Genomic DNA, 12182 nt, shown 5'->3' with positions numbered 1-12182 from the left:
AATTATTTTTAATTCTATAATTTTTGACATAAAAAAGGTGCACCTGCATCGTCAGGTACACCCTTTATTTTATCCATATATGATTACTTTCCCAGCAGCATCACGAAAAGTCCTACCGGCAGGGCGATCACCGCCTGCGTAAACATTCCGATCACCGCATATTTGATGTGATGCCAGTAATCGTGATAGGCATCGACCATATCCTCGGTTCCCGGAATTACCATTTTCTTGCTATGGCAAAACCAGAGGCAGTCCACAACCAGTGCATCAAACCACATTTCTGCCACCCACATGAGATAACCGTGCAGCCAGCCTGTGAAAAACGTGCGTGCTCCTCCGATATAATACGCCAATACCGTCTGCAAAACTATGTATCCGATAAAAAATCCAATCTTACCGATCGTTGCCTTTTTCGTCAACTTGCCAGAGCTATCCTCGATCAGTCCAAGCTCTCTGCATCGATCCTGTATTGCTTTTGGATACTCTTGTATCAATCCAAGTCTTCCTTTTTTTGCCATATTGATTCCGCAGATCGTAAATACCACGACATTAAAAATAATGATTTCCAAAACTATATTCATGCGCTCCATCCTCCATCATCTACATCATTATCCCCGAATCGCATCCACGCACGCGTCAATCAACTCTTCTTCTCTAAAATCAATTTCATAAAACAAATCTGTCTCCGGTTCTGACAAGGTCAGCCGGTACAATTCTCTACCACTCCTTTCCTCCACCCGATTCTTGGACAGATACCGCACATCATCGAGGCGGATTACGTCCGTATGGAACCAATATGTTGCAACCAGAAAATTATCTGTCACATAGATTCCATGATAATGAAAATATAATTTATCGCGTAATTCTGTATTGAGCTGTTCGATCACAGCACTTCTACGCCCATAGGCACGCAGCTTCTTTGCCTGCGGATTCTTGTATGGCCGCATCCACAACCGGACAACATATGCCAGCACAAAGACATACAGCATCGACAACGCCGCAACAATAATATACGCAATCCCCGTATACACATATGGGAAATCCGGTTCACTGATGACATAAGAATCATAAAATCCATCTAAAATGTTCATCGGAACCTCTCCATTTTTTGACAATCCGGCTATGATATGATCTGTAACTACCTCGTCCTTTACGATACGTCCCTTCACTGTCCGCTTATCAATACTGTTTTGTGGCTGTTTTGTCTTAATAAGCAGAAACACCATATGATCATCTTCAAAGCAATAATAATAGGCACCCTTGATTTTGTTTTCCACCAGATAATTATATCCCGTATAATACAGATTCTCCGCATTGTACCGGACACTTGTAGTGCCATCTGCATATAGCTGCGCAATCTGATCCTCAATCGGCTCAATCTTCGTAAGCTCATAACATTGCACCGCATGGAACAGCGAATAACGCACCGCCACAAAAATGAGTACAAGCAATAAGACCATGATAGGGAGCATCATCGCCAATGTATTTTTTATCATTATGATTTCAAACTTCTTGTGCTTCATCGAATCCTGTCGCCTTTTGTCAATTTTCTCTATCTTAACATTTAACGAACTTCCATTCAACTTTTTTTAACACTTCGCAGGCAGGCGCATAGTATAAACCATAAGAATTTTTAGCGGAGGCATCTCATGAGCGATTTGTCAGCTACACAGTGCGGTTGCGGCTGTGGAAATGGTTTTAACATCGGAAATGGCAGCAACTGTTCCTGCATCTGGATTATCATCCTGTTGTTATTGTGCGGTGGCTGTGGCGGCGGAGGATTCTGCGGTGGAAACGGTTGCGGTTGCGACAATGACTGTATCTGGATCATCCTGATTCTCCTCTTCTGCTGCGGAAATAACAATGGCGGCGGTTGCGGCTGCGGTTGTTAATAGAGGAATTCTTCGGGACTCCCTTGCAAGTTCACTTGTAAGGGAGTTTTTGTTATCTGTTGTATGACAGCGGTTGCATCCTCTTCCTCCGGCTCATATTTTTACAGAGTCGCACATATATTAGACTAACAAGATTTCAGAGCATCCGCCATGCTGCATAATCATCCGCTCGATCAACTGATCCATGACGACTCCCTGTTTTTCTTGGAAGCCATGATTCCTTTTGTGGACTATGCCTACAAAAAACCGTTGATCCTCTTAATCAAATATCAGGAAATCCGCGCCCTGATGCAATGCTTCGACCACCCGGACTATGTTGCCTCCTGCGGGTTCGACTGTCACCCGGAAAGTTCCGAAGAAATGATGGAATGCATGTGCCGTTTCCTGCCGGGCGATTTTGCAGGCAATATCAAGAACATGCAGCAGATGCTTAAAATGATGCAGGTCATGCAGGCGATGAATGATTCTGGATCACAGGGACCGCCACCAAATAATAATTGTGGAAATCCCTGTGATTTCCCGCCACAACCGGGCTGCGGTGCACCACCTCCGCCACCGGACTATGCGCCGCGGCAGGACATTGGTAGAAATCCAGATCATAATTGCAACAACCAGTCAGGCAGGCACAAGGATCTTTATTCCAGCGTCATGGATATCCTGAATTCCCAATAAATAGAAAGGTTCTCCTATGTTTGAACAAAACCCGAAACTTCGAAACATCCATCCAACCAAATTACGAATTATCAACGAAATCAAGGAGCAGAGCAAATACCAGTCCGCCGAGGAGCTGCTGCCGCAGATTCTGCAGATCAATCAGGAATTAAAACGCCGGAACTTAAGCTTCACGAAAGAAGAATCCGCGTTGCTTCTCGAAGCAATGGAGGAAAGCATGTCCCCGGCGGAGCGTCAGAAATTCCAGATGATCAAATCTTTTTTCCTGTAACAAAAAACGGCTGCCTGACACGGTACAAAACCATTGTCAGACAACCGTTTTCTTTCTATTTCTTCAGCAAATATTACTTACATACAATATTTACAATCTTACCCGGTACGTAAATTTCTTTTACGATGTTGCCAGTCAGCTTATCAGCGACGATCTCCTTTGCACGGGCAAGTACGGCATCCTTATCCTCATCCTTTGCGACAAGAACCGTTCCTCTTACCTTACCGTTGACCTGTACACCGATCTCGATCGTTGCATCAACGGTCTTTTCTTCCTCGTACTGTGGCCATGCACTGACAGACAAGAAATCTTCATGTCCGAGAGACTCCCAGATTTCTTCTGTCAAATGTGGTGCAAACGGGCAGAGAAGCTTGATGAAGATCTCAAGCTGTTCTTTGCTCAGCTTACCAGCACTGTAAACAGTATTGGTCAGTGCCATCAAGGTTGCGATTGCTGTATTAAACTTTGTTTCCTCGATATCACTGCTTACCTTCTTGATTGCCTTGTGGAAGCTTACCTCCAAAGCATCTGTGGAAGGATCATCAGATACCATATCTGTCATACCTGCTACACGCTCCAAGAAACGCTTACATCCCTTTACAGAGCTGTCACTCCAAGGAGCTGCGGCTGCATAATCACCCATGAACAATACATATGTCCGGAGCGTATCTGCGCCGTAATCTTCTACGATGTCAAGTGGATCGATAACATTTCCCTTGGACTTACTCATCTTATCACCATCTGGTCCTAAGATTAGTCCCTGAATCGTACGCTTTGCATATGGCTCCGGTGTATTTACCTCGCCGAGGTCATACAGGAAACGATGCCAGAATCTGGAGTAGATCATATGTCTAGTTACATGCTCCATACCACCGTTGTACCAGTCAACCGGCATCCAGTAGTCGATCTTCTTACGATCTGCAAATGCCTTATCGTTGTTTGGATCAATATAACGCAGGAAATACCATGATGATCCTGCCCACTGTGGCATAGTATCCGTCTCACGCTTTGCATCACCGCCACACTTCGGACACTTGCAGTTTACATAGGAATCAATCTTTGCCAGTGGAGACTCACCGTCCTCACCCGGCTCGAAGTTCTTCACATCTGGAAGCTCCAGAGGAAGCTCCTCATATGGCACGGCTACGACACCACAGGATGGACAATGTACCAGAGGAATTGGCTCACCCCAATATCTCTGACGGTTGAATGCCCAGTCCTTCATCTTGAACTGTACGCCTGCTTCGCCAACACCCATCTTCTTGATTTCCTCAACCATGCGGGCGATGGAATCCTTCTTATTTGTAAATCCATTCAGGAACTCTGAGTTGATCATCTCACCGTCACCCGTATAAGCTTCCTTCGAGATATCGCCACCCTTGATAACCTGAATGATATCAATGCCAAATGCCTTTGCAAAATCATAGTCACGCTGGTCATGAGCCGGTACTGCCATGATCGCACCAGTACCATATCCCATCATAACGTAGTCAGCAATGAAGATTGGAATCTTCTTGCCGTTCATCGGGTTGATACCCATAAGACCTTCGATCTTCACACCTGTCTTATCCTTGACAAGCTGTGTACGCTCGAACTCGGTCTTCTTCTGGCATTCCGTACGGTATGCCTTGATGGCATCCATATTTGTAATCTTGTCAGCATATTTATCGATCAGCGGATGCTCCGGTGCGATAACCATGAAAGTTACACCGAACAATGTATCTGGTCTTGTTGTATAAATCTGAAGCTTCTCATCTGTTCCATCGACATCGAAGTTTACAAATGCACCAGTAGACTTACCAATCCAGTTTTCCTGCTGCTGCTTTACATTTGCAGGATAGTCGACATCCTTCAGACCCTGCAGAAGCTTATCTGCATATTCTGTAATCTTCAGATACCAAACCGTCTTCGACTTCTGTACAACCTCGCTGTGGCAGATATCACACTTACCTCCCTGACTGTCCTCGTTGGAAAGAACAACCTTACAGCTTGGACAATAGTTAACGAGTGCTGTATCACGGAATACAAGTCCCTTCTCGAACATCTTCAGGAAAATCCACTGTGTCCACTTGTAGAACTTCTCATCGGTTGTATCGATCACACGGCTCCAGTCAAACGAGAATCCAACCCGCTTCAACTGCTCGGTAAATCGCGCGATATTCTGATCTGTGATCTGACGCGGATGGGTACCTGTCTTGATTGCATAGTTCTCTGTTGGCAGACCAAATGCATCGAATCCGATTGGGAACAATACGTTGTAACCCTCCATACGACGCTTTCTGGATACGACTTCTACACTGGAATAAGCCTTGATATGTCCTACATGCATACCCGCTCCACTTGGATAAGGGAACTCTACTAATCCGTAGAATTTCTTCTTGTCTGAGAAGTCCTGTGCTTCAAACACCTTGGCATCTTCCCATTTTTTCTGCCATTTTTTCTCGATTACTTTGAAATTGTGTCTCATAATGTCTCCTTTTACTAAATCCGCCTCTTATACGAAACGGTTTAATTTATCATCATATTTATAATCCACAGCCGCAAGTTTTTGCTCGAGATCTTCTCTTGCAGTCCGGAATTGTAAACAAAAGCTGTCCAGATTGATGCCGTCATCACGCAGTCTCGTATTCACAAAGCTTAAGAGCATCATCGGATCCTTCGGTAAATTTTCGATTGCCATTATAACACCTCTCCGGTAATCAGCCAAGGGGCTGGTTGATTTACAAACATACTATCTTTGTTTGTCTTTGCCACATTGATCTGCAATACCTCCATATTTGAGATACCGTACTTATCAAAGAGTGGCTTGATGCCAGACAGGATATTTAACTCCAATGTATAGATGACAAACTGCATCTTCGGATTCTTCTTCAGCAGTCTCTGAATATCTTCTTCGAGATGCTTGTTCGCAACGATAAAGGAAAGTCTTGGTGTTGGAATCTTCGCCATAGATCCCTCGGATAAGTCTGGGATGATCTGGACGTTGTGCACGCCAAACTGCTTCACATTATCCTCCATCGTATCCTTGGCGCCCTTATCATTCTCCACACAGATGATTGCGCCATCACTTGCCACAAAAGCTGCCTCGATTGCGATACTCTCTGCATCAACTAAACAGATCGTATCCTGCGAATCCACACCGAGCAGACTCATGATGACGGCACGGATTTCCTTGCCAACATACTTGATCGGTCCCTTCGAGAACATCTCGTTGCGCATACCGATCCGGTACGATTCTCTTGTCTTCTCATTCAGAATGAAGATTACTGTCGGGCCTGTGATCTTTCGGTTGATCACCTCTTTGATCTTGACATGTTTTACCTGTCCTTCTTCCTCGATGCCAACCGCATACCACATATCATAATCGCCAAAGCCTGCCTCCCAGAAATCATAGAACAGATCCTCATGGGATTCATCTGCAAAAATCAGCACACGTTTGTGTCCTTCCACGGTCGGTATTACATTTTTCTGTTTTCCACAAATATCCAGAAGTTTGATCTTCTCCGGACTTACCTGCATCTCTTTTGAAAAATACTCCATCCAGTTTAAGATCTGCTTTGTTGCATAACTACCTTTTGCCATACTCGCTCCTCCTTGTCTCTCTATGTTTGTAACCCTTTATTTCTCGTCTTTCTCTGTTTCTTTTTTCTCTGCTTCCTTCGTCGCATTTTCATGCTTTTTCAGATGCATCTTCTCCATCCAGCGGCGGAACACCTGCTTCATCCGGCTTTCCCTCAATGTCTTTCGCTCATCGTGGCGCTCCTGGTAAATCGGCTCTCCAGTCTCCTCGTCGAATTTCTTCAAGCGGATATAATCGCCTGTGGCTGAAGATAAATCTTTCGCACGCAGCTTGTCCCGGAGCTGTACTGCGAAAAATGCATACAGACACGCAAATACCGGAACACCTAAGATCATACCTGCCACGCCGAACAGATCACCACCCACTAAGATTGCAAGCAATACCCAGATACCGGAGATTCCGGTTGCATCGCCTAAGATCAATGGTCCTAAGATATTGCCATCAAACTGCTGCAATACAATGATCCAGATGATAAATACCACGAACATGATTGGATCATCCATCAGTGCTAACAACGCACCCGGTACCGCTCCGATAAACGGTCCGAAGAATGGAATGATATTTGTCACACCGACAACCACACTGATCAGCACCGCATACCGCATGTGTACGGCTGAAGTAAATATAAAGCATATGATTCCAATGATACAGGAATCTAAGATCTTACCATTGATAAATCCGCCGAACACGACATTTGCATACGAGCATCCTTCCATGATCTTGTTACCTGTCTTCTTGGAGAACAGACAATAGATCACTTTCTTGCACTGCGCCAGCAGCACATCCTTGCTCATCAGCAGATAGATCATAACGATCAGACCGATCAGGAAATTCATGACTGCCTTGATTCCGACAACCACGCCGGAAGAAAGCGTTTTCACGATTGTGTCGAGGTTCGGCATGATCTTATCCTTCAGAATCGTAAACACATTATTTTCTGCATAATCAAGCACCTGTGACAACTTATCCTCAATCATCTGATTCTGTGCAAATACTTTTTTGATCCACGCCTCAGCTGAATTGATATAATCCTCTGTGCTGTTCACAAGATCTGTCAGACTCTCATACACACGTGGGATTACCAGCCACAACAATCCAACCAGCAATCCAAGGAACAAAAGCACCGTCAGAATCAAAGCCGGAACCTTCACCTTCTTATAAACCCTATCGTATTCCGCTTCTTTCTTAATCTTACAGATCAAAAAGGAAAGCCCACGCCGGATATAGATCATGATTGGATTCAACATAAATGCGATCACAAGTCCGATAATGATCGGTGTCATCGCAGAGACAACATTCCCAAGAAATCCGAAAATAGACTTCCACTGCTTTATGACTTCTGCAAACAAAATACATGCACAGCCAGCAAGTGCAAGCATAACCCCAAGTTGAAGAATATTTTTATTCCACTTATTTTTCACGCATCTGTCTCCTTCTACTCATACAATAATTACGATTTATTATAGCATTTTTAATTGGTAGAAACAACCTAATTCTTGTTGACACTCCCTATATTATTGACTAAAATATTTTCATATAATACGCAAAGGGGTGTATGCACAGATGTATCGGAATATCATCAACGACTTTGCTAACTGGTACGACCAGACAAAGCGCAAAATCTTATATGTAAAGGGCGCAAAGGGTGTCGGTAAAACATGGGCGGTTCGCGATTTTGCCACAGCCTTTTTCAAGCAGCAATGCTATATCAATCTGGCAGAAGATTCTGCCTGTCAGGATGCCATCGCCGGCGATTCCAATCTGGATCTGCTGCTGTCTCAACGTTTTCCGTTTGGAGACGCATCAGATTGTATTTTTATCTTTGACGAGGTACAGGCAGTGCCGGACTGCGCGGAATTTTTCTATGCTTTCCGCAAGAATCATCCAGATTACACCATCTGTCTGATCGCATCCTCGATGGAATTTACAGAGTTTGAATACAGTCACCCGGACGTTTTTGAGATCTTCCGCATGCGTCCGATGACCTTTGAAGAATATATGATTGCAAGCAAGGCACATCCTTTCATAGATGCAATTTCAAAGCATAAGGACACGCCGCTTACCAATCTTGAAATCGGCGCAATCACCTCTATGCTCCGGGAATACCTGTTAGTTGGCGGTATGCCGGGCGTAGTCCATGCGTATCTGAAGAACCGGGATCTGTCCATCATCCGTCCGATGCAGGAGGCACTGTTGGAAGACTATGTCCAGCTTATGAAACAGACTTACCCGGTCGCACTCTACCAGCGATGCAAGCGCATCTTCCGGAGTATCCCAGAGCAGCTTGCCCGTGAGAATAAGAAATTCATGTACAAATCCGTCGATTCCAATGCACGCAGCCGGGAATACGCTGAAGCAGCACAGGCTTTATGCAACCTCGGAATCGCCCGGAAACTGCCACGTCTGACATCTGGAAATCTTCCTTTGGAAGAGCATGTTGATTACAAATCCTTTGAGCTGTTCTTCATCGATCACGGTCTGCTCCGTGCCGCTTATGGACTTCCTATGAACGAGGAGATTGATGTGAACGATATCCTGGCAGAAAAATGTGGTGCGATTGCAGAGCAGTTTATCTTCCAGGAGTTAAGCTCCAAGATTCCTTATCTGTACTATTGGGTATCCGGCGCAACCGCGCGCGTTCCGTTTGTCTATGAAGGAGAAGATGCCCCGGTTCCGGTCGATATCCGTTTCGTCCCGAATTCAAAGGCACAGAATATTAAGACATTCCGAAGTAAAAATTCAAATACAAACATTGCAGTGAAAGTAAGCTTCAATCAGGTGTCTCTCGATGGAGACACCTTGAATATCCCAGCTTACGGTCTGTGGAACATGTAAGCTACTGCATCTCGATCAAACGGATGAAATCCTGATCGGATACAGCCTTACTGTAATACCACCCCTGCATAAAATGGCAGCCAATGTCGGCAAGGTGATCGCGCATCTCCGCGGTCTCCACGCCCTCTGCCACGATATGTAACTCTAATTCATTCAGCATACCGATCGTATGCTTCAACGTAATTCCAGCTTTCGTGCTCTTAAATGCATCCCAGATAATATACTTATCCAGTTTGATGATTGAAAATGGCATATGGTTGATATAATCAATATTCGCATAGCCAGAGCCGTAATCATCCAGAGAGAATTTAATTCCATACTGTACGAGATCCATGATATTTGCATTGACCGTATCCGCCATACTGATGGTCGCAGTCTCCGTAATCTCAATGTTAATCTGATTCGGACGCACATCGTATTTTTCCATGATCTGTTTTACCCGGTCTGAAAAATGCTGCTGCATCAGCTGCACCGGACTGATATTGACCTCGATGTACTCTACCGTCGTCTGCGCCAGCTTGAAATCATGAATAAACCGGCACACCTTATCCAGAATCACTTCTCCCATCTCAATAATCATACCGTTCCGCTCCGCGATCGGGATGAAATCCTCCGGTGATATCCAGCCAAGTTCTTCATCATGCAAGCGTACCAGTGCTTCAGCGGAGTTATAAACGCCCTTCTCCACCGAGAAGATCGGCTGATAATATACCATCAGCTCATCCCGGTCGAGTGCCTGCTTGACCGCCTTTTCAAACGCTTTGTCCTGTTTGATCTTGCCTAAATCGTAATCCTTTGCATACGTGATTCTACCCTTCTGCAACCGCTTCGCCATTGACATAGAGTAATCCATAACCTCGACCAGCTGTCCATATGCAGACGCATCTGTCGGACAATTCACACAACAGATGGATGCAGACATCATAATGCCTGCCTGATTCTCACTGTACCACGGATGGCGGAACCGCTCATGTACCGTCTGTGCCACCGCGTCAATCTGATCCAGATCCTTGTATAACACGATACAGAACTGGTCTGCGCCCAGACGGAACACCGTCTTGGCAAATGGAAGCGTCTCCATGAAAGCGCCGATCTGCCGAAGCAGATTATCTCCATTTTCAACGCCATAGGTCTTATTGATAAACTTGAAATCATCCATCGCAACGACTACGATTCCAAATGGTTTTTCGTTAATAAAAAAGGTGTGCAGATATTCGCCAAAAAAACGCCGGTTAAACTGCTTTGTCACCGTATCAATGACCGCATTTGGATTCTGCAGATAATAATAAATCGTCAGACAGACCGTTGCTGTCACAAAATTCAACAGCAATACATGTGTTTTTAACTGCAAAAAGACCGCTAACACAACAAGCAGCATATGAAACAGTACAACCATTGCCTTGGCAAACAATGTATGATTCACCCGGTGCAATGCCACGACCGAGCTTGCCACAATTGCAGCTATCGCAACCGTGATCAGCACCAGCACTCCATAGTCATAGGTATACTGCCAGCCTTCCGCCTCGTATACCCAATGGGTATATGGATTCGTCACCAGTGCAGCCACATCAACCACGCCACACAATGCCAGCATCCATTTGGCATGCAGCATCTGCTTTGCATTGATATGTACGATCTGCAGCACGTAGTATGCAAACAGCAGTGGAATCGCATTCAGCGCCAGATGCTGCAAGGTGCTTGTCACCCAGAATCCAGCATTTCCTTCCGTGCCGGACATTTGTGCCAGCTTCGTGCTGACGATCTCCAGTCCCGTTGAGACAAAGACTGCGGCAAGTGCCACTAAAAATGTCCGGTGACTCGCAAGCGGTATTCTTTTTTCATGAAAATACCATATGATTATAATAAGCAACAGATAAATCGCCGCATAATCATATGCCAGATCCCAATTCAACATAGGCACTCCCCGTTCCTAATAAACACTACCTTCCATCCATACATTCAAATCCAGTTCCTGTCCGATTCCTGCGATCGTGCCAGTTCCTGTATACTGCCAGCCAGAATACAGATATGGGAAATCCGGCTGATTCGCATAATGTGCCAGCCACAGCTTATAATCTCCCAGTCTTGTCATATCCAGCTTCTGTACAAACCAGTTCCGGTTCGAATAAATCATCGGTGTGTGGCCTGCGCTCTTCACGGTCTCGCAGAATCCGACAACACCATCCGTCCGTGCATCATTAGAGAGGTCAGCGGTTCTCGCTCCGTCCGCATAGACCTCCTCTGTATCAATCACAACCGGCATATCGAGCGTATATGCAGATGCCAGATTCAGCGCAAACTGTGCTTCCTCCACACCTTCCTCGTAGCTGATCGCCTGGCTGTAAAAATAAATTCCTACCTTGATTCCGGCTGCTTTGGCGCCCTCTATATGCGTCTGAAACATCTCATCTGCCACCAGTTTGCCTTCCGAGCCATAGCCCCGGTATCCAACCCGGATAAATGCGATTGTAACGCCTGCCTGCTTCAACGCATCCCAATCCAGTTCTGCCTGATAGGAAGACACATCCACAGCAAGTTCAGACAGCCGGCTGCCATCTCCGGCATGGTATGCCATGATCGTGCTGTCGCCGTCCTCCATGTAGAAATTATCTGTCTGGAAATCGTTGCGCGGCACTTCCTTTACAATCTTATAAAATTCACAATTCGGAATATCGCCAACCAACACATAACTGGCTTTCGCAAACTGCCAGAAGTTCGTGTAGATCATCTGCGCTTCTGCGCCCGGTTGCAATGTCCATGTATACCCTTGTCCCGTCACAGGAACCGGCTTATATTTCTTGCTTTTTCCGATATTGACACCTATGACTACACCGATCAGGACAAGCACGAGTGCAATGGCGCCAACCAGTATCACATGTGGCCAGTATATCTCATAATCTCTTTTTTTCTGCTGTTCCATACTCATTGGTGA

Annotated in this window: 12 protein-coding genes; 4 read left to right on the top strand and 8 right to left on the bottom strand. The window is 45.4% G+C overall.

Annotation, left to right across the window (positions count from 1 at the left end):
* Nucleotides 1–83 precede the first annotated feature (83 nt).
* Both AAAT93_RS01955 and AAAT93_RS01950 read right to left on the bottom strand, forming a co-directional pair.
* Complete coding sequence (locus AAAT93_RS01955; RefSeq protein WP_227573553.1) at nt 84–581, bottom strand: hypothetical protein; 498 nt, start codon at nt 579–581, stop codon at nt 84–86.
* A gap of 27 nt (nt 582–608) precedes the next feature.
* Nucleotides 609–1523, bottom strand: coding sequence for a hypothetical protein (locus AAAT93_RS01950; protein ID WP_195541064.1), 915 nt, complete (start codon nt 1521–1523; stop codon nt 609–611).
* A gap of 126 nt (nt 1524–1649) precedes the next feature.
* Between AAAT93_RS01950 and AAAT93_RS01945 the strand changes: the two genes are divergently transcribed.
* The 3 genes from AAAT93_RS01945 to AAAT93_RS01935 all read left to right on the top strand — a co-directional run bounded on the left by AAAT93_RS01945 (nt 1650) and on the right by AAAT93_RS01935 (nt 2835).
* Nucleotides 1650–1892, top strand: a complete 243-nt coding sequence (locus AAAT93_RS01945) for a hypothetical protein (RefSeq protein ID WP_021986210.1) — start codon at nt 1650–1652, stop codon at nt 1890–1892.
* Between the two features lie 150 nt (nt 1893–2042).
* The gene (locus tag AAAT93_RS01940; RefSeq protein WP_118734484.1) at nt 2043–2564 is read left to right on the top strand and encodes a hypothetical protein; all 522 of its coding nucleotides are present in this window, start codon (nt 2043–2045) and stop codon (nt 2562–2564) included.
* Nucleotides 2565–2580: 16 nt separating this feature from the next.
* Nucleotides 2581–2835 carry a hypothetical protein gene (locus AAAT93_RS01935; protein WP_021986212.1) on the top strand — a complete coding sequence of 85 codons (255 nt, stop codon included), beginning with the start codon at nt 2581–2583 and terminating at the stop codon, nt 2833–2835.
* A 73-nt stretch (nt 2836–2908) separates the two neighbouring features.
* Here the strand turns inward: AAAT93_RS01935 and leuS are convergent, their stop codons facing one another.
* The 4 genes from leuS to AAAT93_RS01915 are packed head-to-tail and all read right to left on the bottom strand — an operon-like array spanning nt 2909 to nt 7836.
* Nucleotides 2909–5302, bottom strand: a complete 2394-nt coding sequence (leuS, locus tag AAAT93_RS01930) for a leucine--tRNA ligase (protein ID WP_021986213.1) — start codon at nt 5300–5302, stop codon at nt 2909–2911.
* A gap of 27 nt (nt 5303–5329) precedes the next feature.
* The gene (locus AAAT93_RS01925) at nt 5330–5515 is read right to left on the bottom strand and encodes a DUF4250 domain-containing protein (protein ID WP_021986214.1); all 186 of its coding nucleotides are present in this window, start codon (nt 5513–5515) and stop codon (nt 5330–5332) included.
* Nucleotides 5515–6417, bottom strand: a complete 903-nt coding sequence (locus tag AAAT93_RS01920) for a hypothetical protein (protein ID WP_021986215.1) — start codon at nt 6415–6417, stop codon at nt 5515–5517. Before AAAT93_RS01920 ends, AAAT93_RS01925 begins: the two co-directional genes overlap by 1 nt.
* A gap of 36 nt (nt 6418–6453) precedes the next feature.
* Nucleotides 6454–7836 (bottom strand): AI-2E family transporter, encoded by a 1383-nt coding sequence (locus AAAT93_RS01915; protein WP_118373999.1) that lies wholly within the window; start codon nt 7834–7836, stop codon nt 6454–6456.
* Nucleotides 7837–7978: 142 nt separating this feature from the next.
* Between AAAT93_RS01915 and AAAT93_RS01910 the strand changes: the two genes are divergently transcribed.
* Nucleotides 7979–9250 (top strand): ATP-binding protein, encoded by a 1272-nt coding sequence (locus AAAT93_RS01910; RefSeq protein ID WP_118546212.1) that lies wholly within the window; start codon nt 7979–7981, stop codon nt 9248–9250.
* A 1-nt stretch (nt 9251) separates the two neighbouring features.
* Here AAAT93_RS01910 and AAAT93_RS01905 read toward each other — a convergent pair whose 3' ends face one another.
* Nucleotides 9252–11165, bottom strand: a complete 1914-nt coding sequence (locus tag AAAT93_RS01905; RefSeq protein ID WP_227573552.1) for an EAL domain-containing protein — start codon at nt 11163–11165, stop codon at nt 9252–9254.
* A gap of 15 nt (nt 11166–11180) precedes the next feature.
* Nucleotides 11181–12170, bottom strand: coding sequence for a glycoside hydrolase family 25 protein (locus tag AAAT93_RS01900; protein ID WP_227573551.1), 990 nt, complete (start codon nt 12168–12170; stop codon nt 11181–11183).
* Between the last annotated feature and the right edge of the window lie 12 nt (nt 12171–12182).

The sequence above is a fragment of the Coprococcus hominis (ex Arizal et al. 2022) genome, from assembly GCF_040094675.1.
In the GTDB taxonomy this organism is placed as follows: Bacteria; Bacillota; Clostridia; order Lachnospirales; family Lachnospiraceae; genus Coprococcus_C; species Coprococcus_C hominis.
Note: the sequence above shows the minus strand (reverse complement) of the source record. Positions and strands in the feature narration are given on the sequence as shown.